Source organism: Paenibacillus sp. FSL R5-0475 (genome assembly GCF_038004585.1).
In the GTDB taxonomy this organism is placed as follows: domain Bacteria; phylum Bacillota; class Bacilli; order Paenibacillales; family Paenibacillaceae; genus Paenibacillus_AQ.
Genome location: NZ_JBBORK010000001.1, coordinates 3,853,279 through 3,877,341, shown reverse-complemented (window position 1 = coordinate 3,877,341; position 24,063 = coordinate 3,853,279). Strand labels below are relative to the sequence as shown.

The 24,063-nt window shown below is 45.9% G+C and carries 18 protein-coding genes; all 18 read left to right on the top strand.

The features are described 5' to 3' along the window. Positions 1-166: 166 nt before the first annotated feature. The 18 genes from bshC (at position 167) to spoIIGA (ending at position 24,016) form a co-directional block, all read left to right on the top strand. Positions 167-1,798, top strand: a complete 1,632-nt coding sequence (gene bshC, locus MKX41_RS17435) for a bacillithiol biosynthesis cysteine-adding enzyme BshC (RefSeq protein ID WP_339266557.1) — start codon at positions 167-169, stop codon at positions 1,796-1,798. A 122-nt stretch (positions 1,799-1,920) separates the two neighbouring features. After that, positions 1,921-3,192, top strand: a complete 1,272-nt coding sequence (locus MKX41_RS17430) for an adenosylhomocysteinase (RefSeq protein ID WP_188114736.1) — start codon at positions 1,921-1,923, stop codon at positions 3,190-3,192. A gap of 364 nt (positions 3,193-3,556) precedes the next feature. Then, positions 3,557-3,994 carry a division/cell wall cluster transcriptional repressor MraZ gene (gene mraZ, locus MKX41_RS17425; RefSeq protein WP_036683674.1) on the top strand — a complete coding sequence of 146 codons (438 nt, stop codon included), beginning with the start codon at positions 3,557-3,559 and terminating at the stop codon, positions 3,992-3,994. Positions 3,995-4,030: 36 nt separating this feature from the next. Next, positions 4,031-4,984 (top strand): 16S rRNA (cytosine(1402)-N(4))-methyltransferase RsmH, encoded by a 954-nt coding sequence (gene rsmH / locus MKX41_RS17420; protein WP_042190866.1) that lies wholly within the window; start codon positions 4,031-4,033, stop codon positions 4,982-4,984. Positions 4,985-5,007: 23 nt separating this feature from the next. Continuing rightward, the gene (locus MKX41_RS17415; protein WP_340972183.1) at positions 5,008-5,400 is read left to right on the top strand and encodes a septum formation initiator family protein; all 393 of its coding nucleotides are present in this window, start codon (positions 5,008-5,010) and stop codon (positions 5,398-5,400) included. Between the two features lie 45 nt (positions 5,401-5,445). Further along, a complete protein-coding gene (locus MKX41_RS17410) occupies positions 5,446-7,677 on the top strand; it encodes a penicillin-binding transpeptidase domain-containing protein (protein WP_340972180.1) in 2,232 nt (743 codons plus the stop codon). Positions 7,678-7,757: 80 nt separating this feature from the next. After that, entirely contained in the window at positions 7,758-9,683 is a 1,926-nt protein-coding gene (locus tag MKX41_RS17405; protein WP_042190860.1) for a stage V sporulation protein D, read from the top strand. A gap of 55 nt (positions 9,684-9,738) precedes the next feature. Continuing rightward, entirely contained in the window at positions 9,739-11,226 is a 1,488-nt protein-coding gene (locus MKX41_RS17400; RefSeq protein ID WP_339243128.1) for a UDP-N-acetylmuramoyl-L-alanyl-D-glutamate--2,6-diaminopimelate ligase, read from the top strand. Further along, positions 11,226-12,629: a UDP-N-acetylmuramoyl-tripeptide--D-alanyl-D-alanine ligase gene (locus MKX41_RS17395; RefSeq protein ID WP_340974970.1), complete on the top strand. Its 1,404-nt coding sequence runs from the start codon at positions 11,226-11,228 to the stop codon at positions 12,627-12,629. The genes MKX41_RS17400 and MKX41_RS17395 overlap by 1 nt, the downstream gene beginning before the upstream one ends. 21 nt (positions 12,630-12,650) lie before the next feature. Continuing rightward, on the top strand, positions 12,651-13,616 hold the full coding sequence (gene mraY / locus MKX41_RS17390) for a phospho-N-acetylmuramoyl-pentapeptide-transferase (protein ID WP_042190854.1): 966 nt from the start codon (positions 12,651-12,653) through the stop codon (positions 13,614-13,616). Positions 13,617-13,619: 3 nt separating this feature from the next. After that, complete coding sequence (gene murD, locus MKX41_RS17385; protein ID WP_076299652.1) at positions 13,620-15,041, top strand: UDP-N-acetylmuramoyl-L-alanine--D-glutamate ligase; 1,422 nt, start codon at positions 13,620-13,622, stop codon at positions 15,039-15,041. 54 nt (positions 15,042-15,095) lie between these two features. Further along, positions 15,096-16,193, top strand: coding sequence for a stage V sporulation protein E (gene spoVE / locus MKX41_RS17380; RefSeq protein ID WP_042130238.1), 1,098 nt, complete (start codon positions 15,096-15,098; stop codon positions 16,191-16,193). 5 nt (positions 16,194-16,198) lie between these two features. Further along, positions 16,199-17,311: an undecaprenyldiphospho-muramoylpentapeptide beta-N-acetylglucosaminyltransferase gene (gene murG, locus MKX41_RS17375; RefSeq protein WP_340972172.1), complete on the top strand. Its 1,113-nt coding sequence runs from the start codon at positions 16,199-16,201 to the stop codon at positions 17,309-17,311. Positions 17,312-17,519: 208 nt separating this feature from the next. After that, positions 17,520-18,803, top strand: coding sequence for a UDP-N-acetylglucosamine 1-carboxyvinyltransferase (murA, locus tag MKX41_RS17370; RefSeq protein ID WP_042190848.1), 1,284 nt, complete (start codon positions 17,520-17,522; stop codon positions 18,801-18,803). 63 nt (positions 18,804-18,866) lie between these two features. Next, positions 18,867-19,637 carry a cell division protein FtsQ/DivIB gene (locus MKX41_RS17365; protein WP_042190846.1) on the top strand — a complete coding sequence of 257 codons (771 nt, stop codon included), beginning with the start codon at positions 18,867-18,869 and terminating at the stop codon, positions 19,635-19,637. 344 nt (positions 19,638-19,981) lie between these two features. Continuing rightward, the gene (gene ftsA, locus MKX41_RS17360) at positions 19,982-21,244 is read left to right on the top strand and encodes a cell division protein FtsA (RefSeq protein ID WP_042190844.1); all 1,263 of its coding nucleotides are present in this window, start codon (positions 19,982-19,984) and stop codon (positions 21,242-21,244) included. Positions 21,245-21,305: 61 nt separating this feature from the next. Further along, positions 21,306-22,427, top strand: coding sequence for a cell division protein FtsZ (gene ftsZ, locus MKX41_RS17355; RefSeq protein ID WP_076284759.1), 1,122 nt, complete (start codon positions 21,306-21,308; stop codon positions 22,425-22,427). Positions 22,428-23,068: 641 nt separating this feature from the next. Next, positions 23,069-24,016, top strand: a complete 948-nt coding sequence (gene spoIIGA, locus MKX41_RS17350; protein WP_042194361.1) for a sigma-E processing peptidase SpoIIGA — start codon at positions 23,069-23,071, stop codon at positions 24,014-24,016. Positions 24,017-24,063 lie beyond the last annotated feature (47 nt).

The window sequence follows — 24,063 nt, the reverse complement described above, 5'->3', positions numbered from 1 at the left end:
TTAATAATCATTTTAATGGATAAGAAAATAAAACGGCTGCTCTTGCATTGCTTTTTTGCAGGTATGTAATTCTTTTGACGCGGCCCCTGACTTTGGATACAATCATATAGAGTTTACGAACTTGGATTTACATATAACTGCTCAGTAGAACTGGAGGCACTAGCAAATGAATATTGTTAAGGAACCGCTCCCGGGTGGATCTGCACTCGCGCGCGACTATATAGAAAATTTTGAAAAAGTTAGTCATTTGTATGGTGGGGATTTCCGAAGCAAAGAGAGTAGAAGCATTCGGGCAGAATGGCTGGATCGTAGTGAGGGTCTCCGTGCAGACCGGACACAAGTTGCTGCATGTCTACGGCAATATAATGAAAAGCATAATTCACATGATGCGGTGATGTCTTCCCTGGCACTTTTAGAACAGCCGGGAACGTTAGTGGTTACTGGCGGACAGCAAAGCGGATTATTTACAGGACCACTACTTGTAGTATATAAAGCAATGACAACCATTATGGCGGCAAAAGAAGCAGCAGAACAGCTCGGTCGGCCTGTAGTCCCATTATTCTGGATTGCAGGAGAGGATCATGACTGGGATGAAGTGAATCATACGTATGTATTGAATCGTACGCAAGAGATTACAAAGATTAAGATAGAGAAATCAGAGGAGAAACGATCCTCGGTGAGTAATATTCGTGTAGAAGATGAAAGCTGGCAGCAAGTAGTGGAACAGCTGGATGCGCTACTTCAAGATAGTGACTTTAAACCGCAAATTATGGAATTTATTCGATCTTCTTCGTTTAGAGCAGATAGTATGACGGATGCTTTTGCCAAGCTGATGGGTTCTTTATTTGGTAAATTTGGTCTGATCCTGCTCGATTCTGCTGATCCTAACCTTCGTAAGTTAGAAGAGCCTTTCTTTACTTCGCTAATTATGCAGAATGATGCACTGGAAACAGCGTACATGAATTCTGCTTCTGATATCGTGAACGCTGGGTATGAGCTTCAAGCTGACGTTACGGCAGGCAATGCCAACCTCTTTTATATACATGAAGGTGTACGATTATTGCTTCATAAGAAAGATGGCGTTTTTGCCGATCGCAAGGGCCAGGTATCGTTCACCCGGGATGAACTACTGGAGGAAGTGAAGGTTCATCCGGAACTATTCAGTAACAACGTGCTGACACGTCCGCTTATGCAGGATTATGTGTTGCCGGTTCTAGCAACGGTGCTAGGTCAAGGTGAGATTGCTTATTGGGCCATTCCGCATCGTGCGTTTGAGATCATTGGGGGACAAATGCCCCTGATCATCCCGCGAATGTCTTTCACAGTGGTGGAAGGTACGCTTCATAAGCATATGGATAAATATCAACTAAGCTTTGAGGACGTAAGACAGGGACTAGATCGTAAAAGACATGAGTGGTTGGCTGCACAGGATGAGCTGGGGATTGAACAACGTTTCGAAGAAACTAAAGCTACTTTCTCCGCCATGTACGAACCACTGATTGAGCAGCTTGGAACCATTCAGGCAGGTCTGCTAAAACTAGGGAATAACAATAAAGATAAGATTTTAGATCAGATCACTTTTTTACAAGCGAAAGCCCAAGATGCAATGGCAAAACAGAATGAAGCTGCAATCCGTCAATGGGAGCGAATCGAGCTGTCGTTAATGCCACTGGGTAAACTGCAAGAAAGAGTGTACAATATCATGTATTACTTGAACCGCTACGGACTTCCATGGTTAGATGAGCTGATGGCTATTGAACCGGATTATAGTGGGACGCATCGTATCATTTATATGTAGAGAAGTATTGCTCCATAAAACAAGGAAGTAACGCTCACAAAACTTGGATTATGCTTACGAAGCGAGTTTTACTGCGAAGTAAAACATAGAAGTATCGCTCCATAAAACTTTTAGGAGGTTTCATTATGAGTTCATCAAAACAAAATAGTATCGTGGCTGATATGTCACTCGCACCCGAAGGTCATTTGAAAATCGACTGGGTTCGTCAACATATGCCGGTATTGAACCGTATCCGTGAGCAGTTCGAAGCTGAACAGCCATTCAAAGGACTAAAAGTATCTATTACACTTCATTTGGAAGCTAAAACCGCTTATCTGGCGAAGGTAGTCAAAGCAGGCGGTGCAGAAGTAACCATTACTGGATCGAATCCACTGTCTACACAGGATGATGTATGTGCGGCGCTTGTAGAGGACGGAATTACCGTATTTGCTAAATACAACCCGTCACCTGAAGAGTTCAAAGCCCTTAATATCAAGGCGCTGGAAAGCAAACCGGATTTGATTATTGATGATGGTGGGGATTTTGCTACATTGCTGCATTCGGAGCGTCCTGATCTAATGGAGAATATTCGTGGGGGTGCTGAAGAAACAACAACCGGCATCATTCGTCTAAAAGCTCTTCAAAAGCAAGGTGTGTTGAAGTTCCCAATGGTCGCAGTAAATGATGCTTATTGCAAATATTTGTTTGATAACCGCTATGGCACAGGCCAATCCGCATGGGATGGAATTATTCGAACAACCAACCTGATCGTTGCGGGCAAAACCGTAGTTGTTGTAGGATACGGCTGGTGCGGTAAGGGTGTTGCTATGCGTGCCAAAGGTTTGGGCGCAAAAGTGGTTGTCACAGAAGTGGATGCTATTAAAGCCGTTGAAGCACATATGGACGGTTTCGAAGTTATGCCTATGCTGGAAGCTGCTAAGGTTGGTGATTTCTTCGTTACAGTAACTGGTAATCGTTATGTCATTCGCGGTGAACATTATGATGTGATGAAGGATGGAGCAATCATGTGCAATGCAGGCCATTTCGACGTTGAAGTGAATAAGCCTGAATTGTCTGAAAGATCCGTATCTCAGCGTACGGTTCGCAAAAATATCGAAGAGTACCAGCTTCGCGACGGACGTAAACTATATCTGCTTGCAGAAGGCAGACTTGTAAATCTGGGTGCTGCGGATGGACACCCTGCCGAAATTATGGATACGACCTTTGCGCTACAAGCGCTGTCGTTGAAATATGTAAATGATAATTATAAGAGCATTGGCGTAAAAGTTGAGAATGTTCCTTATGAGCTGGATGAGCAGGTAGCACGCTACAAGCTGCAAAGTCTGGGCATTAACATTGATAGTCTGACTCCAGCACAAGTGGATTATTTGGACAGCTGGAATCTGAACGATTAATTACGGAACGCACAACAATAAAGTATATTAACCAAGTGTACCTTGAACTGAAGCAACTTTTGTAAAATATAAGAGAGTATAAGTTTTACGCTATACATTATCCTTATATTTCTCGCTTAAACGCTTCGGCGTCCTTATAAGGACACCGAAGACGTTTATGCTTGAAAAGCCATGCAGCGGACAAGATTCCGATTGTATGGCTTTTTTCTGTGGCGAAATGTTTTTTGGGTAACGATCCGTCTGATTTAGCAAAAAATTCCTTTCACCAGAAAAAGGTTTTTGATTTTTAATGGCGAATCTATTATGCTTAAGTGGTGAAAAGTGGGGTAAAGTGGGGATTCGGGGATTAGGGGTGGGAAAAAGGATGTTCATGGGAGAGTATCAACACAGCATTGACGACAAAGGCCGAATTATTATTCCGGCTAAACTCCGTGAATTGCTTGGAACCTCCTTTGTGACGACCCGTGGTCTAGACTCCTGTTTATTTGTTTATCCCATGGAAGAATGGGCAATCATGGAACAAAAGCTAAAAAGCCTTTCACTGATGAAATCAGATGCCCGTGCATTCAGTCGCTTTTTTTTCTCAGGCGCAACAGAATGTGTATGGGATAAACAGGGAAGGGTAAATCTGCCGGCCAATTTAAGGCAGTATGCCAAACTGGACAAAGACTGTGTTATTCTGGGCGTTTCGAACCGGGTGGAAATCTGGAACAAAGAGCTATGGGAGCAGTACTTCGAACAGTCCGAGGAATCGTTCAACGAAATTGCCGAAAAATTGGTGGATTTCAATTTTGATCTATAAAACACAATATCGAATACTGTCCTGGAGGGATGCAGCTTGTTTCACCACATCACGGTGCTTAAAGAAGAAGCGACAGAAGGGCTGCACATCAAAAAAGACGGAATCTATGTAGATTGCACTCTCGGTGGAGCAGGCCACAGCGCACTAATTGCTTCCAAACTTAGCGGCGAAGGCCGATTAATCTGTTTGGATCAAGATGATTGGGCTCTGGAGAACGCAAAAGAAAGACTAGCTGAATACGGAGACAAGGTTGTACTCATTAAGACCAATTTCCGTGATCTGGAGAGTGTACTTAAGGATGTGCCCTTTGTACCACAAAAAGATGGCATTCCCCAAGTGGATGGAGTCCTCTTTGATCTTGGCGTATCCTCTCCCCAGTTTGATGAGGGAGAACGCGGATTTAGTTACAATCATGATGCTCCGCTGGACATGCGGATGGATCAGACAGCGCTATTAACGGCTGCTGATATTGTGAATACGTGGTCTGAGCAGGAGATTGCCCGTGTGCTTTTCCAATATGGAGAAGAGAAGTTCTCGCGGAGAATCGCTAAGAAAATTGTAGACAGAAGAGAAGAAAGTCCTGTGGAGACCACAGGAGAATTAGCTGAGCTTATCAAGGAAGGTATTCCGGCGGCTGCACGAAGAACGGGAGGACACCCCGCTAAACGTAGCTTTCAAGGTTTACGGATTGCTGTAAACGACGAGTTGGGTGCTTTTGAAGAAGGATTACATAGCGCAGTACGTTGCCTTGCACCAGAAGGTAGAGTATCCGTTATCACTTTTCATTCACTCGAGGACCGAATTTGCAAGCAAATACTAAGCAGCTATTTAAGCAGATGTACATGCCCGCCTGACTTTCCGTTTTGTGTATGTGGCGCGAAAGGCACGCTTAAGTTAATCAACCGCAAACCGCTTGTGCCTTCTGAAGAAGAGCTTGAGCTTAATACTCGAGCCCGTTCAGCTAAGCTGCGCATTGCAGAAAAATTGTAATTGACGATAAAGGAGAGTCAGAGATGGCCTATACCCGCGGCAATTTAGCAGTTCAGCCCAAAAGAAAAGAAGAGGTAAACCCCCTTTACCGCGAGAAGACAAAAGTAGTTACCAAACGAAGAGTACTTCCGCTGCAAGAGAAACTTTTGTATATGCTGACGCTAGGAGTATGCGTTTTGGTGGCTATCACCCTGATTTCACGTTACGTTCATATTTATGATTTGAACTTGCAGGCCCAGAAATTAGATAAGGATATAGCGACTGCTAAGAAGCAAATTTCCACGTTTGAGATGGAGAAGCAGAACTTGGAGCAGAAGGTTGCCCAAAAGGCAAAGGATCTTGGATACGTAGCACCGGATGAAAATGATACAATCTTTATTCCGGCGAATCCGATATCGACAGAAGGCGATAATTAGTGAGCGATTGGCAAGATCGCAATAAAAAAATTGTGAGGTTCGCTTATGGTAAAGAGAATAAAACTTCGCACGCTGTTTATAGGAGGGTGTATTACCCTCTTTTTTCTTGTTTTGATAGCTAGAGTGTTCTGGATTCAAGTTATGGAGGGTTCAGAATGGCAAGAAAAGGCTGCTACACTTTGGGCGCACACTTCGACTATCAAAGCAGAGCGAGGAACGATTTCTGACCGTAATGGGAGTGTGCTCGCAAGTGATGTTCCTGCTTATACTGTGGTTGTAAACCCGGCAGTCATTGCTGAAAAGGGAATTGGTGATGAGGTCATCAAGGGATTGCATGAGCTACTCGGCAAGCCAGAAGATGAGCTGCGGAAGCTGGTTGAAGCGAAAGACGAGAACGGTAAATACCTCAAGAATCGTGAGGTTCGTAACGAAGGCTGGAAGATCGATCAGGAACTTGCTGATAAGGTGAAAGAATTTTATGTAGCCCTAGGTAAAGAGCATAAAATTCAAGAGACTGGGATTGGTCTTGTTAGAGAGCAGAAACGATATTACCCTAAAGGTTCGCTTGCTGCGCATATATTAGGCTATACAGATCGAGATGGCAAGGCGATTATGGGTCTGGAAAAATCCCTGGATGAACAGCTTAAGGGTGCCGATGGCAAGCTGCTTTATCAAAGTGACGGTCAAGGGGTTAAGCTGCCGGATTCAAAAGATACCTATAAACCTGTAGTAAATGGAAGTGATTTCAAGCTTACAATCGACAGTACAATCCAGCAATATATACAAGCGGCCATGGAAAAGGCATATGCGCAATATAAGCCGAAAAGTATGAGTGTCATTGCTGCTGATCCGAATACGATGGAGATTTTGGGGATGGCGAATATGCCTACCTTTGATCCTAATAAATATATGGATACGGGTGCTGATGCAGCGGGTTTCTACAATCATGCTATCAAATCAACTTATGAGCCCGGTTCGACCTTCAAAATTGTAACACTTGCTGCAGCTGTAGAAGAGAAGCTTTTTGATCCCGTAGCTACATTTCTGTCAGGATCTATCAGAATTAAGGGATACAGTAAGGCATTACATGATATTAATCGTTCCGGCTGGGGGCAAATCAGTTTCCTGGAAGGTGTGAAGCGGTCTAGTAACGTTCTTTTTGTAAAACTTTATGAAATGCTCGGACAAGATAGACTTTTACAGTATATTGATGATTTTGGCTTTAATGGGAAGACAGGAATCGATTTGCCAGGGGAAGCCAGTGGGGTCGTTAACCCTAACCTTGGACGTCCTATCGAAATTGCTACACTTGCATATGGGCATGGTAAAGTGCTAGTTACCCCGCTTCAACAATTGGTTGCTGTATCTGCTATCGCCAATGGTGGGAAACTGATGACTCCATATGTGGTAAAAGAGGTTACGGACCCAAACACCGGAGACACTAAGGTTACTCAGCCTAGTGTAGTGCGTCAGGTGATTGATGAGGCAAGCGCCAAGAAAACCGGTGAATACTTGGAGCAGGTAGTTGCCGACCAAGTCAAAGGTACAGGACGCAACGCTCACATAGAAGGTTACCGTGTCGCAGGTAAGACAGGAACGGCTATCAAGGTTGAAGGTAAGGACTACGTGAAGTCCAAAGTACTGGTCTCCTTTATTGGTTATGCGCCTGTGAATGATCCAAAGATCGCTGTTATTGTTATTATTGATGAACCGAACGTTGAGGTTGGCGGCGGTAAAGCTGCAGCTCCTGTATTTAAAGAAATCGTATCTCAGTCTCTGCAATACATGGGAGTTCCAAAGTTAGCGACTGAAACTAGCGATAAGGATAGTAAAAAAACAGTTGAATCTGAAGCGCCTGTGCTTCGGACCACACCTGATCTGATGGGCAAAACGATGAAGGAAGCAAGAGAGACGCTTCTGGATCAAGGATTTGATTTTGAAGTGGTCGGTGCAGAAGCATCTGTGGAAACCCAATATCCAGAGGCTGGAACGAAGCTTACTCAAGGACAGCGTATATACCTATTAAGCAAGCAAGGGGACAAGCCTACCATTCCAAATTTAAAAGGAGAGTCGCTGCGTGATGCGCTTGAGATTCTAACACTTCTAAAAGTGGAGATTGCGGTAGAAGGCGAAGGATATGTCTCGGAACAGATTGAAGGAACAAAGAACGGCAAAACATTGGTTACTTTGAAGCTGAAACCATTAAATGATAAGAGTGAAGAGGATCCTGCAACTTCGACTGCTGATGAGGGTACGGAATTGGAGAGTGGGCCATAGGCTTGTTCTAACCCCTGTTTGTCCCGAATAGTCATGAAGATAAGAGCTCATGTCTATAGGTGAAAGCGGGGGAGAACGGAATGAAGGTTTCGAAGGTCGTAACACGGCGGAGAATGTTGTGGACGCTGCTGGGACTGGCAGTGTTATTCGGTTCGCTGGTCGTGCGTCTTGCTTATGTGCAATTATCCCAAGGCGAGAAATTAAGTGACAAGGTAGAAGATTCCTTGCGCCGCAATATTCCTTTTACAGCCAAGCGTGGTGAAATTTTGGATCGTGAAGGTATACCGCTGGCCTATAATATCAGTACGCCTACGGTTTATGCGGTGCCTGTGCAGGTGAAGGAGAAGCAAAAGACAGCGCAGCAATTGGCGCCTCTGCTTGGGATGACCGAGGAGAAGCTGATGAGCTTGCTGACTAAAAAATCAATGTCGGTGAAACTACAGCCCGGCGGCCGCAAAATTACGATGGAACTTGCCGCGAGCATCCGTGATTTGCAGTTGCCGGGCATCGTTGTCGCTGAGGATAGCAAAAGATATTATCCGTACGGCGATCTTGCCGCGCATATACTAGGCTTTACAGGTATTGATAACCAAGGGATTACCGGGGTCGAGAATATATACGATAATTTACTTAAAGGAATAGCAGGTAATATTTCGTATTTGTCTGACGCAGGTGGAAGACTCATGCCTGGATCATCGGAGAAGTATTCTGCCCCTCAGGATGGACTTAATCTGCAATTGACGATTGATAAACAGATTCAATCCATTATGGAACGTGAGCTGGATCAAGCTATGGTAAAATATCAGGCGCAGGGTGCTTGGGCTATAGCGATGAATCCGAAGAATGGTGAAATTCTGGCCATGGCTAGTAGACCGGGTTATGAACCGGGTTTATATAAGGAATATGATCCGCAGATCTATAATCGGAATTTGCCCATTTGGATGACTTACGAGCCTGGTTCGACGTTCAAAATCATCACACTTGCTGCAGCACTGCAAGAAGGTAAGGTAGACCTGCAAAATGATCATTTCTATGATCCTGGGTTTATCGAAGTGGCGGGTGCGAAGCTGCGCTGTTGGAAAAAAGGCGGCCATGGCAGCCAAACCTTCCTTCAGGTGGTTGAGAACTCCTGTAACCCTGGTTTTGTTGCTCTTGGGCAACGGCTGGGCAAAGAAACCCTCTTCAAATATATTCGTGATTTTGGTTTCGGCAGCAAAACAGGAATTGATCTAAACGGAGAATCTAATGGGATTCTGTTCAAGCTTAGTCAAGTAGGTCCGGTGGAGCTTTCGACTACGGCCTTCGGCCAAGGGGTCTCGGTTACACCTATTCAGCAGATTGCTGCGGTATCCGCGGCTATCAATGGTGGCAATCTCTATAAACCACATGTAACAAAATCATGGGTTAATCCGGAAACGGGAGAGACTGTATCAGAGGTGAAGCCTGAGCTTGTGCGGCAGGTCATTTCGGAGGAGACATCCAAGAAGGTGCGGGCAGCACTTGAGAGCGTGGTTGCCAAAGGCACGGGACGGCCGGCTTTTATCGACGGCTATCGTGTAGGTGGCAAGACGGGTACTGCACAGAAGGTTATAAATGGACGTTATTCTCCGACAGAGCACATTGTTTCTTTTATTGGCTTTGCGCCGGCGGATGATCCGCAGATCGTTGTCTACACTGCAGTGGATAATCCGAAAGGGATTCAATTTGGGGGTGTAGTTGCAGCTCCAATCGTGCAAAATATTTTGGAAGACTCGCTGCACTATATGAAGGTTCCTGAGCGCAGTGATCAGCTTCCAAAAACTTATAAGTATGGTGAAACTCCGATTGTGACCGTGCCTGACCTTACAGGTGCAACCGTACAAGATATCTATGAGGATTTAAATATGAATTTTAATCTGGCGCGTTCAGGCTCTGGCAATACGGTCATCAATCAGGCTCCGAAAGCTGGGGCAAGAGTAGAACAGGGCTCAACCATCAGGATTTATATGGGAGCTTCTAGTGAATAATGATAAAGGTATAAGGGTTCAGTTTGTATCCGAAAATGTAGAGTGAGGGATTACTATGAAAGTTAATGAATTATCTGCTTGTCTTGCTACTTCGCGTCTATATGGGGACGGGGAGGTGGAGATTACTGATCTTCAGACGGATTCCCGCCGTGTAAGTCCGGGTGATCTGTTTATCTGTTTACCGGGTCACACCGTAGACGGACATAAATTTGCGCCGCAAGCCGTAGCCTCTGGAGCATCTGCTATCGTATGTGAGCATAAGCTAGAGCTTGATATCCCACAGATCGTTGTGGATGACTGCCGTTTTGCGATGTCTGTCATGTCGAATGCATTCTTTGGCTCACCTAGCAGCCGAATGAGAATGATCGGGGTTACGGGTACAAACGGGAAGACAACTACGACTTATCTTATTGAGCGAATTATGCAAGACCAGAATATGAAGACGGGTCTGATTGGGACCATTCAAATGCGCTATGACGGCAAAAGCTACCCTATGTCAGGGACCACTCCAGAATCGCTAGATCTGCAGCGCTCGCTTCATGATATGGCCTCCAAAGGTGTGGAATGTTGCGTAATGGAAGTCTCCTCCCATGCGCTTCAGCAAGGACGTGTGAAGGGTGCGGACTTCCGTACAGCAATATTTACGAACTTAACCCAGGATCATCTGGATTATCATCATACAATGGAGGAGTATCGGGCGGTTAAAGGTCTATTCTTCTCTAGACTAGGAAATGTGATCTCTCCTTGGAAAGAAGAACGCAAATATGCGGTGCTGAATGCTGATGATGAGGCGAGCCACTATTTTGCAACCCAAACTGCAGCGGAAGTGATTACATATGGCATTGATAACAACGCTAATGTCCGAGCTTCGCAAATCTCGATCACTGCAAAAGGAACTTTTTTCCATGTAGATACGTTTAAGGGTGAGACGGACATTTCGCTTCGTATGGTTGGTAAGTTCAATGTCTATAATGCACTTGCGGCGATTACGGCAGCGTTGTTGGAAGATGTGTCACTGTCCGATATCAAGACTAGTCTTGAGGCGATTGATGGGGTAGCTGGACGGGTAGAGTCAGTAGATGAGGGGCAAGAATATGCCGTTATCGTTGACTATGCACATACACCAGACGGGCTGGAAAATGTATTAAGAACGGTCTGTGAGTTTGCTACAGGTAAAGTGCTTACTGTGTTTGGCTGCGGAGGAGACAGAGACCGCACGAAACGTCCTTTAATGGGTAAGATAGCTGCAAAATATAGCGACATGATATTCGTAACCTCTGACAACCCTCGGACGGAGGACCCTGGGCTAATTCTGAAGGATATAGAAGCAGGACTAGTAGAGGATGGAGTCACCTCTGACCGGTATCATATGATTGTTGATCGCCGAGAAGCAATTGGGAAGGCTATTGAAATGGCAAGCTCTGGCGATGTAGTATTGATTGCGGGGAAAGGTCATGAGACCTATCAACTGATTGGCGGAGTGGTTCACGATTTCGATGACCGCATCGTCGCTAAAGAAGTTATAAGGGGTCGAAGCTATTGATTACAAGAACACTGGGACAAATTGCTGTGATGTGCGCAGGGGAACTTCCTGCTGCCGAAGCTATGAATATACCACTTACGGGCGTCGTTACTGACTCCCGTAAGATAACTACAGGTTGCCTGTTTGTTCCTCTAACGGGAGACAAATTTGACGGTCATCATTATGCAGCTACAGCTATTGCTGCTGGTGCTGCAGGGACCTTATGGCAGCGTGATAAAGGTCCTGCGCCTGAGAGTGGCGGAGTCATAATTGTTGAAAATACGCTAGAGGCGCTTCAGAAGCTGTCCGCTACGTATTTAAATGAGGTCGCTCCGAAGGTTGTCGCTGTTACGGGCAGTAATGGCAAAACAACGACAAAAGATATCATTATGGCCTTGCTCGAAATGCAGTACAAGGTGCACAAGACAGAGGGGAACTTCAATAATCATATTGGTCTTCCGCTCACGATTCTATCCATGGCTGAGGATACAGAGATTGCAGTGCTTGAAATGGGTATGAGCTCGCGGGGAGAAATTGCTCTGCTGGCTTCTTTGGCTGCACCAGATGTTGCAGTCATTACTAATATAGGTGAGTCACATCTGCTGCAACTGGGATCCCGCAAAGAAATCGCCCGTGCCAAGCTGGAAATAGTCGAAGGGCTAAAGCCAGGTGGACTGCTAATTTATAACGGTGATGAACCGCTGCTGACTGAGGTAATGCAAGAGTCCACTTTTGAGGCTCCGGAGGGGATGGTGTCCTTCCGTTTCGGCCTGAACGGAGATAATGATGATTATCCGACTGGGATGATGTCCCATAGTGGTGGTATGACGTTTACGTCAAGCCTTCATAAGGAACATGCTTTTACATTACCGCTGCCAGGCCAGCATAACGTTGTTAACGCGTTGGCTGCACTAGCGGTTGCTCGCCATTTTGGAATTACAGAACAAAATGTAGAGAATGGGTTAAGCAATCTTAAGTTGACGGGCATGCGGATTGAAGTGATTCGGACTTCTTCCGGGCTTACACTTTTGAATGATGCTTATAATGCCAGTCCGACTTCTATGAAGGCGGCCATTGATGTGCTTCAAACTATGAAATGCAGTGGCAAAAAAATCGCAGTACTGGGGGACATGCTGGAACTTGGGCCGGATGAAATACAGTTTCATAAAGAAATTGGCTACTACCTAGACCCCGCAGTGACTGATTTTGTATATACCTATGGTCCATTGTCAGTCCATATTGCAGAAGCTGCAAAGGAAAGATTCGGAAACGAGCGTGTGCTGGCTTTTACGGATAAGTCAGAATTAACAGCCGTCCTTATCGAGAAAAGCAGCTCCAAGGATATTGTACTATTCAAAGGATCTAGAGGGATGAGGCTTGAGGAAGTGCTTCAGAGCCTTAATAAAGAGATTAAAGAGACCTAAAAAAATGGAGGGGGTGCACCCATGGATTATCAACTATTGTTATTGACTATTGCTGTTTCCTTTATCCTTGCGGTCATTGCCGCTCCGCTCTTCATTCCGCTACTGCGCAGGATGAAATTCGGACAGCAGGTGCGAGATGACGGACCGCAATCCCATTTAAAGAAAGCGGGAACGCCGACGATGGGCGGTATCGTAATCATCGTGGCTTTTACATTGGCTTATCTGAAATTTTCCGTGGTGAATAACGATTTCTACGTACTACTAGTGGCTACGCTTGGTTTTGGACTGATCGGATTTTTGGATGATTATATCAAAATCGTATTCAAGCGTTCTTTGGGCCTTACGGCGCGTCAAAAATTGTTCGGGCAGCTGTTGGTAGGTGCTGTGATGTGTGGTCTGCTGATTTCTGCAGGACATAGCACAAGTATCAGCGTTCCGGGTACTGATTTCAGCTTTGACTGGGGCGGCTTTTTCTACTATCCATTCATTATTATTATGATGATGGCAGTAACGAATGCTGTTAACTTTACCGATGGAGTAGATGGTTTGCTGTCTGGAGTAAGTGCTATTGCTTTGGCCGCTTATGCTGTTGTAGCGATGCAGGCTACGTCAATTGCAGCTGGCGTGTGTGCAGCGGCAATGATCGGGGCCGTTCTTGGATTTCTGGTCTTTAATGCCCATCCGGCTAAGGTGTTCATGGGAGATACCGGTTCATTTGGTATTGGCGGCGCGATAGGTGCGATTGCTATTGTCACAAAGAGCGAACTGCTGTTTTTAATTATTGGCGGTGTGTTTGTGGTGGAAATGTTATCTGTCGTGATACAGGTGGTTTCTTTCAAAACCCGTGGCAAACGTGTATTCAGAATGAGCCCGATTCACCATCATTTTGAACTTGGTGGCTGGTCGGAATGGCGTGTGGTAATTTCGTTCTGGGCGGTAAGCTTGATATTAGCCGCTGTTGGACTATTTATTAGCAAGGGGTTGTAGCGAATGAAACATCCAGATATGTATCGTGGTGAAGAAGTTGTGGTTCTTGGGCTCGCAAAAAGCGGTGTCCAGGTTGCTAAAGTGCTGCATGATCGAGGCGCTGTAGTTACGGTGAACGATAAAAAGGAAAGAGATCAAAGTCCCGAAGCTTCCGAATTGGAATCTTTGGGAATTTGTGTTATAAGCGGTGGGCATCCGGATGGACTGATTCATGAAGGTGTAAGTCTGGTCATTAAGAATCCAGGCATTCCTTATTCTGCGCCTCCTGTGCAAAAGGCTCTTGAGCTTGGCATTGAAGTAGTTACAGAGGTAGAGGTTGCTTATCGTCTTTGTGCAGCGCCGATGATTGGCATCACGGGATCCAATGGCAAGACGACAACGACGACCTGGGTAGGTCAAATGCTGGAAGCTGCAGGTATGAATCCGATTGTTGCAGGTAACATTGGCACGCCTCTCTGTGAGGCTGCGCAAGAAGCTACAGAGGATAACTGGATGGTGGTCGAACTCAGCAGCTTCCAGCTCAAAGGTACGGAGACTTTCCGCCCCAAAATAGGTTGTTTGTTGAATATTGCGGAGACCCACCTGGATTATCATGGGAGCATGAAGGATTATGTCGATTCCAAAGCAAAGCTGTTCGCCAATCAAGTAGATACGGATACGGCTGTGCTGAACTGGGACGATCCTTTTTGCCGGGAGCTTGTGCCGTATATGAAAGCTACTATTCTTCCGTTCTCTATGTCCGAGGAGCTCACTCATGGTGTGTTTGTTAGCCCATCCTATATTACGGGTCAAGATGACGATCTGAAGCGCCGTATCATCTATCGCGAATCTGCAGACCGAGAAACAATCATTGCTGATGTAGATTCCATTAGCATTCCGGGACGGTTCAATGTGGGAAATGCACTGGCTGCATGTGGAATTGCCATTGCTGCTGGAGCGGACCCCTCTTTATTGGGTGAAGTGCTTGCTTCATTTCGCGGTGTGGAGCACCGGCTGGAGTATGTGGCTGATAAGGCTGGAGCCACTTATTATAATAACTCCAAAGCAACAAACTCCAAAGCGACGATTATGGCATTAACGTCCTTTGAGCGCCCTGTAGTGCTGATCGCTGGTGGATTAGACCGTGGTTCCGATTATTTGGAACTGCTGCCTGTCCTGAGCGGACGTGTTAAAGCGCTAGTGGCGTTAGGGGAAACTAAGGACAAGCTAACGAATGTAGCGCAGCTTGCAGGATTAAAGCAGATTATCTCCGTCGATAATGGGGAGAGTGCCGCTGCCGTGCTTGAGCAAGCTGTGCAGGAAGCTTCCGCTCTGGCGGAAGAAGGAGATATCGTTCTTTTGTCTCCTGCCTGTGCAAGTTGGGATATGTTTACATCCTATGAAGAGCGCGGGCGTATTTTTAAAGAGGCGGTGCATAACCTTTAAGTAGGGGGGTGGATAAGCCCCATCCCTACTACGGATGCAAGAGGTGTGCTCCTGATGAACAAAACTCGTCATGCTCCCGATATTTGGTTGCTGATTCCTATTCTATCTTTGCTGGTGATCGGCATGGTGATGGTATACAGCGCCGGGTCCGTTCTGGGCTTCCGCAATTATGGAGATTCGTTTTACTTTGTAAAAAGACAGCTTTTGTTTGCAGGACTAGGATTAGTCGCAATGTTCGTTACGGCGAATACCGATTACAGGGTGCTGAAAAAGCTGGCTAAGCCGGCACTTCTGATCTGCTTTTTCTTACTTGTTATTGTGCTTATCCCTGGTATTGGTGTAGTACGCGGGGGAGCGCGCAGCTGGCTAGGAATTAGCTCCTTCGGGATCCAGCCTTCCGAATTCATGAAGATGGGGATGATTCTATTCTTAGCCAATTGGCTAGGAAAAGAGGAATACGACATCACTTCCTTCACACGCGGCTTGCTCCCACCACTTGCGCTCATTGGGTCAGCCTTCGCGCTGATCATGCTCCAGCCGGATTTGGGTACAGGTACCGTCATGTTTGGTGCAGCCTTGATGATGGTCTTCACAGCAGGGGCTAGAATGAAGCATTTACTTTCACTTGGAGTAGCTGGTGCGGCAGGGTTTGTTGCTTTGATTGCAGCAGCGCCTTACCGGTTGCAGCGGATTACCGCTTTTCTTGATCCTTGGTCCGACCCCCTTGGTGCAGGCTACCAGATCATTCAGTCGTTATATGCGATCGGTCCTGGTGGGCTCGGTGGCCTTGGATTAGGAATGAGTCGGCAGAAGTACAGCTATGTACCTGAGCCACAAACAGATTTTATTTTTTCTATATTGGCCGAGGAGCTGGGGTTTATCGGTGGTTTGGCTGTGTTGATCCTATTTCTTATTCTAATCTGGCGCGGGATGAAGGTGGCGATGAGTCTACCTGACCGTTTTGGAAGCTATCTGGCCGTTGGCATCGTCTGTATGGTGGCTGTGCAAGTCATTATTAATATTGGTGTTGTTATTGGTCTAATGCCTGTAACGGGCATCACGCTTCCTCTGATTAGCTATGGCGGATCTTCACTTACACTGATGCTAACATCCCTTGGCATTCTATTGAACTTATCCCGTTTTGCGAGGTGAAAGAGATGCGTATCGTATTAAGCGGCGGAGGCACGGGTGGACATATCTATCCTGCGGTCGCTGTTGCTAGGCAAATGGAGTTGGAAGATAACAAATCTACCTTCCTGTATATTGGTGGAACGCGTGGCTTAGAGAGCAAGCTTGTTCCTCAAGAGAATATCCCTTTCAAATCTATTGACATCACTGGTTTTCGGCGCAAGCTATCCATAGACAATGTCAAGACCGTGATGCGTTTCTTGAAGGGTGTTAAGGCTTCCAAAGAAATGTTAAGAGAATTCAAACCAGATGTTGTGATTGGAACAGGCGGTTATGTGTGTGGTCCAGTCGTTTATGCTGCATCCCGGTTGGGCATCCCTACTTTGATCCATGAACAAAATGCCATACCAGGTCTAACCAATCGCTTTCTGAGTCGGTATGCGAGTACAGTTGCCGTTAGCTTTGAAGGAACAGAGTCCTCTTTTCCGGGCAGCAAAAATGTGATCTACACTGGCAATCCACGTGCCACAACAGTTACTACAGCAAGTCCGCAACGAGGATTCGCATCGCTGGGGATTTCGGATGGCAGTACTGTTGTTTTGGTGGTTGGTGGCAGTCAGGGAGCTAAGGCTATTAATAGAGCCATGATTGAAATGGCCCCTAAAGTGGGTAAGGGTAATGGTGTTCATTATGTGTATGTTACAGGTGAACCTTATTTCGAAGAGACTCGGGCGGAATTGCGTCAAAAGCTGGGTAGCATACCAAACTGGTTGCATGTCCTTCCTTACGTTCATAATATGCCAGAGGTGTTGGCTTGTACCTCCTTGATCGTTAATCGGGCGGGAGCCTCTTTTCTCGCTGAGATTACAGCGCTGGGTATTCCCTCTGTACTCATTCCATCTCCTAATGTGACGAATAACCATCAGGAGGCGAATGCAAGACAGTTGGAACGTGAAGGTGCTGCTGTGGTGCTGCTTGAGAAAGATTTAAACGGCACGGCACTATATGAGGCGGTTCAAAAAATCATCGGAACTGAAGCCGTGCGTGAGCAGATGTCCGTGGCCTCCAAACGACTCGGCAAAAGAGATTCTGCGGCAGTAATCACAAGCGAGCTCCGAAGACTTGCGGGTAAGAAGTCTTAAGATATCATCGTTTTCCATACGGGTTTTCCTTATTGGCAGCTCTCTGTCACACACTTGGAGGAACGAACATAGGATAATCCTATAATCGTGACAATCACCCAGGACACTTCCAAACCTGAGATGTAGTGCAGGATATTCTTGTACATTTCATATGAGCTTGTAACGGAAGTGTTTGTGGTGGGTGAGCGGTAATCTCGGAGGTGATACATTGGACAAATTGGTGATTGAGGGTGGAAGTCCCCTGTCAGGCACCATTCGTATCCATGGAGCAAAAAATGCGGCGCTGCCGATTCTAGCGGCAAGCCTGCTGGCCGAAGGAGTTCACTCACTGCATAATGTGCCGAAGCTGCTGGACATCGAGACTATGCTAGACATCCTAGATCGGCTGGGCTGCAGGTGCGTGCATCAAGAGGATACGGTGACGATAGATACGTCTGCCGTCGGGACATCTCATATCCCTGAGGATTTAATGCGGCAGATGAGATCTTCCATTTTTCTAATGGGACCGCTGTTATCCAGATTTGGAGAGGTAACGATCTATCAGCCTGGGGGCTGTGCGATCGGAGAGCGTAAAATCGATCTTCATCTACAGGGACTTAAGGCGTTAGGGGCGGAGATCGAGGAGAGCAACGGAAGAATATTCTGTCGGGGTTCTAAGCTTATAGGGAGTGATATTCATCTCGACTATCCAAGTGTAGGAGCAACGGAGAATATTATGATGGCTGCCGCAAAGGCAGAGGGAACAACAACAATATCGGGGGCAGCGAGAGAGCCGGAGATACAGGACCTACAGCAGTTTCTAAATAGCATGGGTGCTCAGATTATCGGTGCAGGTACGGACACCATTACAATTCAAGGGGTGAAAAACCTATATCCCTGTACGTATGAGGTGATACCTGATCGGATTGTGGCTGGAACCGTAATGATTGCTGCGGCAGCTACACGAGGGAATGTGACTTTGACACATGCCAATGCGGGGCATCTGACTTCGCTTATTCATGTGCTCAAGCGGGCTGGTGTTCAAATCACAGTGTGCAATGATATAATTAATATCAGTTGTATGGGGCGTCCACGTGCTGTTGAGAGAATTGTGACTTCTCCTTATCCTTCTTTCCCAACCGATCTGCAATCTCAGGTCATGGTGCTGTTGTCTCTCGCTGATGGTTTCAGTGTAATCAAGGAGACGGTGTTTGAGGGACGATTCAAGCATGTTGAAGAAATGGCGCGGATGGGCGCTGATATTTCTATTGATTTGAATCGTGCGTTTATTCGCGGCGTTCAGAGATTGTATGGTGCTACTGTGGAAGCTACTGACTTGCGTGCGGGTGCGGCTCTGGTTATTGCTGGGCTTGCTGCACAAGGGACTACAGTCGTTGAGCAAGCACACCATATTGACCGCGGGTATGATGGAATAGAGAAGCTGTTTCAGAAGCTTGGCGCGCGCATAAGCCGCAAGGTACCCGTACCGGATCCACTTGATTTGGCCAATTAAAGCTCCCTGTCTCCTTCAGTTCTACCAAGGAAGGAGACAGGGCCTTATTACGGAGATATGAGAATGACAACAACCCGATTACCTCTTCTTAAAGAGGACAAGCCTAAGAAAAAAATGAGCCGTAAGATTACGGCGATCCTGCTGCTACTGTTCACTGCGCTTCTTGCTGTGATTTTTTTCAGATCGTCTATTAGTCACATTACAGTGATAGATTTTCAGGGAAGCAAGTATTCTACTAGTGAGGAATTACTCTCGCAAAGTGGAATTCATATAGGTGGACAATTCTTTGCCGTTTCTACGAAGTCTGTGGAACAATCTTTGCTGGAGCTTAAGACGGTTAAGGCTGTGGCCGTAAAGAAGGATTTCCCCGGGGTAATCACAGTGAAGATTGAAGAGTTCCCTGCGGTGGCCTATGAACTGGAACAGGGCGGCATCTTGAAGGCGATTCTGTCAAGTGGAGCAGCGGTGACTGTTAATGAGACTGGTATTGCTGTAGAGAAACCTATATTAACCAACTGGGATCCAGCTGATCCTAATAAGGCTATCCTATGTCAAACGCTTGGAAGCATTTCTAATGAATTGACAAGTGATATCTCTGAGATTGTTCCCTCGCCAACCTTGTCATTTCCGGATCGTATCAAGCTCTATACTAGATCCCGTTTCGAGGTGATCACTTCCATCTCTTTATTGAAGAGCAAAGTGTCATACTTGAATCAGGTAATAGAGACAAAGGAGCCTGGACTTATCACGATGCTTGAAGCCGACTCGTATGTTCCTTTTCAGGTCGAAAGTGAGGAGCAAAAGGGCGATGAGCAAAAAGATGTGCAAGAGTAGAGTAGAGGTAAATAGTCCCTACTAATAGAGTTCAAAAAATGCTACAATCGGAGTTACGGGCAAGAAGCTATATCCCTCTTTTTTCTTCGATTTTTTTGAAATATAATCTTTTATATGGTTAGTAATAACCAAATAGGTATATATTTCTTGTGATAATTATCATTCTTATAAAAAATTATGAGTAACTAATCACATTTAGGGATGTTGGAATATTATTCCGTTCAAAAAATTTGTAGAAAAAAGAGGGAAAGGGTTAGGTATGTTGAATATGTACAGAGAAGTTTCCCGGGACCGGGATAAGATTATGCAAATTATTTCGATTATAACAGGAGGTGCCATAGGACTTGAGCAACAATGACATCATTGTTAGTTTGGACATCGGTACATCCAAAGTTCGGGCAATAATTGGGGAAGTTACCAATGGAACCTTTAATATTATTGGCGTTGGATCTGCTGATTCGGAAGGAATACGTAAAGGCGCGATTGTAGATATCGACCAAACTGTGCAATCGATCAAAAGTGCTATAGATCATGCAGAGCAAATGGTGGGTATTCAAATATCAGAAGTTTATGTAGGCATTTCCGGTAATCATATTGGCCTGCAATCCAGCCACGGTGTCGTGGCCGTTCAGAATGAGGATCGTGAAATCGGTGAGGATGATATCGATCGCGTTATTAAAGCTGCGGAAGTCATCGCTATGCCTCCGGAGCGAGAAGTGATTGATGTTGTTCCTAAACAATTTATCGTCGATGGTCTCGAAGGTATTCAGGACCCGCGCGGGATGATTGGTGTTCGTCTAGAAGTGGACGCAACCATCATTACGGGTGCTAAGACGCCAATACATAATCTACTACGATGTGTTGAGAAATCAGGGCTGAAAGTGAAGGATCTTGTGCTGATGTCTCTTGGTGCTGGTGGATTGGCGCTGTCCAAAGACGAGAAATCGATGGGATCTGTTCTGGTTGATATCGGGGCCGGGTCGACAACGATAGCCATATACGAAGAAAGTTCCCTTTGTGCAACCTCTACGATTCCGATCGGCGGAGAATTTGTAACTAATGACATTGCATACGGACTACGTACACTTACTGATCAAGCGGAGAAAGTAAAGCTAAAGTATGGTTGCGCATGGATTGACGATGCAGCCTCTGACGTTGTCTTCAAGGTGCTGCGCATTGGCAGTAATGTAGAGAAGGAATTTAACCAAGAGGATTTAGCGGCAATTATCGAACCACGGGTGCAAGAAATCTTCCATCTGATTAAACAGGAAGTGAAACGGCTTGGTTACAGTGAACTACCTGGAGGTTATATATTAACGGGTGGAACTGTTTCGATGCCGGGCGTATTAAAGGCGGCTCAGACTGAACTGGCTGCATCTGTACGCATCGCTGTACCGGATTATATCGGTGTACGGGACCCTGGGTTTACCGGAGGTGTTGGTATCCTGCATAATGTTGTCCGTAGCTTCCGTGGAAGAAGCAGTGGTGGAAGCAGCAACAAAAAGACGGTCAACCGGAGTAAGCAGAACGCCACTCCAAATCAGGAAACGGTTCAGAAGACCGGGTTTGTCGAGCGTCTAAAGAACATGTTCAGCGAGTTTATATAAGTGTAAGTCCAGATATACTTGGACCGGCCATCCAAGCACATTGAGGGGGAGATGGAACAATATGTTAGAATTTGATTTTGAAATGGAGAGCTTGGCGCAAATAAAAGTCATCGGCGTAGGCGGCGGAGGTAGTAATGCTGTCAACCGGATGATTGAAAATGGCGTTCAGGGTGTAGAATTTATTACGGTTAATACAGACGCCCAAGCGTTGCATATGGCCAAATCGGAGCACAAGCTGCAAATCGGGGACAAGCTGACCCGCGGGTTGGGTGCAGGAGCTAATCCTGAAGTCGGTAAGAAAGCAGCGGAAGAATCCCGTGACTTGATCTCTAATACCCTTAAGGGCGCAGATATGGTGTTTGTTACTGCAGGGATGGGTGGCGGTACAGGAACAGGTGCAGCACCAGTTATAGCTGAGATTGCTAGAGAGTGTGGAGCCTTGACTGTGGGGGTAGTTACTCGCCCGTTCACTTTTGAAGGAAGAAAACGTTATAACCAGGCAATGCTTGGAATCGAAGCTTTGAAAGAAAAAGTCGACACGCTAATCGTCATTCCAAATGACCGTTTGCTTGAGATCGTTGATAAGAAAACACCGATGTTGGAAGCTTTCCGTGAAGCAGATAATGTTCTCCGGCAGGCTGTTCAAGGTATCTCTGACCTAATTAAGGTTCCTGGTCTGATTAACCTTGACTTTGCGGATGTAAAGACGATCATGACAGAGCGCGGTTCAGCGCTTATGGGTATTGGTATTGCAAATGGTGAGAACCGTGCGTCTGAAGCAGCACGTAAAGCCATCATGAGCCCACTCTTGGAAACGTCTATTGAAGGCGCCCGCGGCGTAATCATGAACATTACGGGAGGATCCAACCTCTCTCTATATGAAGTTAATGAAGCGGCTGAGATCGTTACATCCGCCTCTGATCCTGAAGTGAATATGATCTTTGGTGCGATTATTGATGAAGGCCTGAAGGATGATATCAAAGTAACAGTAATTGCTACTGGCTTTGAACATAAACCATTGCCTGAAACTCCAGGACGTCGTCCGGTCTCGACGAATAACGAGCCTGCGGCAGCACCGGATAAGAGTTCAGCTAATTTACGTCCTTTCGGCAATCAGAGTTCTTCTGACCAGCTCGATATTCCGACGTTCCTGCGTAATCGTACTCGGGGCAACAATGACTAATTAAATAGAATCAAGATTATACGAGAACACCGTATCGCTTAGCTGATTAGCTATAGCGGTACGGTGTTTTTTTGCGTAAATGTAATAAGGATCAAGCAAGACTATGAACGGCACTGTGTAGCTCCAAGGGGGTGATGGTTGACTAAGTAGTTACAGTAGGTGGTAACTGGTAGTCGGAGAGCGGAAAGCGGCAACCATTAACCATCGGATAATCCTGCAAAAATACAGTATTTAATAATAAGTAGATGGTTGAAGCGTTGATTCCTGCGAATCTGCAGTAATTCCTGCGCCAAATAAAGATTTCTAGCCAAAAGTGAGGATAATCCTGTATATTTGCAGTTTTTGGACTTCATGAAGCGGAGTTTTGCACAAAAAGTTGTATATTTGCAGGATTCCTCTATTCCATTAAATGATCCAGCGAATGATGGAGCGAATGACGCAGTGAATAAAAGATATAAGAAATTCCATAAAGAAGGAATAAATCCCCACGCGCTATAACTCGACAAAAAAACCGTAAGAATGCCCCCCAAGTTTAGACAGACTTTGAATGCGAGACTTTCTATACTAATCATATCGTCCAAAAACAGAGCCTGATCCAATTTGGCTAGAGGATAGATTCCGCCATTAAGCAGGTGAATGCACTGGTTGTTTATATTGACTTGATATTCGCCGCCAATCTAGTGATCGACGGAATTCTTTTGTGGCTGACAGGCTGGATGGTTAAGCTGAGAATCTCATGGTGGCGTTTAATCCTCTCAGCTCTCGTTGGCGCACTGTATGTAGTGATGATGTTTGTACCGGAGCTGTCTTTCATGTATACCTTCCTTATCAAGTTTGGATTGTCGGTGGTTATGTTATGGATTGCCTTTGGTTTTGGGAGTCTGCAAAGCTACCTTCGCACTATGGGAGCTTTCTATATTATCAATTTTGCAGCCGCAGGTGGAATTGTTGGTATTCACTATTTGCTGCAGAGCTCCAGCGACATTTGGAATGGTATTATGTTCACTGCTTCAGGAGGGCATGCCTACGGCTTAAAGATCGGCTTTTGGTTTGTCATTGCAGTATTCCCCCTGGTGTTAATCTGCTTCAAGGCAGTGCATTCTTCACGAATCAGAAGGGAGCAGCTTGAAACCTATATCGGTGAGGTGGTTGTTGAAATTGATGGTGTAAGTGTTTCCTGTCCTGGCCTGCTAGACACAGGTAATCGTCTCTGTGATCCTTTGACCCGCATACCGGTGATGGTGATGGAATCGACGCTCTGGGAGGGGCATCTGCCTGCTGCATGGAAAGGGAGACTCACTCAGGATGGTGCGGACAGACTTTTGCTAGAAACGGACGGGCAGTCGTTTGCTTGGCAGGATAGGATGCGACTAGTACCTTACAGGGGGATTAACCGAGGGGCATCATTTATGCTCGCACTGAAGCCAGACCTTGTGACGATAAAGCTCGGTGAAGATATCTTTTATAGTAAAAGAGTCTTAATTGGGCTGGATGGCGGGACGCTCTCAGGAGATGGAGCCTATCGGGCGGTCATACATCCGGATTTAACTCAAAAAGAGAGCGCCACTGATGCAGCACTACCTTCCTAATCTTTAAAGCTAGCTGAACCAAACTTCTGATGGCTGAAAGCGGTAAT

Coding starts and splice junctions, on each gene's coding strand:
- MKX41_RS17365 (WP_042190846.1), top strand. CDS start 18,867: ATGACAACAACCCGATTACCTCTTCTTAAAGAGGACAAGCCTAAGAAA.
- spoVE (WP_042130238.1), top strand. CDS start 15,096: ATGAACAAAACTCGTCATGCTCCCGATATTTGGTTGCTGATTCCTATT.
- MKX41_RS17405 (WP_042190860.1), top strand. CDS start 7,758: ATGAAGGTTTCGAAGGTCGTAACACGGCGGAGAATGTTGTGGACGCTG.
- murG (WP_340972172.1), top strand. CDS start 16,199: ATGCGTATCGTATTAAGCGGCGGAGGCACGGGTGGACATATCTATCCT.
- MKX41_RS17410 (WP_340972180.1), top strand. CDS start 5,446: ATGGTAAAGAGAATAAAACTTCGCACGCTGTTTATAGGAGGGTGTATT.
- ftsZ (WP_076284759.1), top strand. CDS start 21,306: ATGTTAGAATTTGATTTTGAAATGGAGAGCTTGGCGCAAATAAAAGTC.
- mraY (WP_042190854.1), top strand. CDS start 12,651: ATGGATTATCAACTATTGTTATTGACTATTGCTGTTTCCTTTATCCTT.
- mraZ (WP_036683674.1), top strand. CDS start 3,557: ATGTTCATGGGAGAGTATCAACACAGCATTGACGACAAAGGCCGAATT.
- murD (WP_076299652.1), top strand. CDS start 13,620: ATGAAACATCCAGATATGTATCGTGGTGAAGAAGTTGTGGTTCTTGGG.
- bshC (WP_339266557.1), top strand. CDS start 167: ATGAATATTGTTAAGGAACCGCTCCCGGGTGGATCTGCACTCGCGCGC.
- MKX41_RS17400 (WP_339243128.1), top strand. CDS start 9,739: ATGAAAGTTAATGAATTATCTGCTTGTCTTGCTACTTCGCGTCTATAT.
- MKX41_RS17415 (WP_340972183.1), top strand. CDS start 5,008: ATGGCCTATACCCGCGGCAATTTAGCAGTTCAGCCCAAAAGAAAAGAA.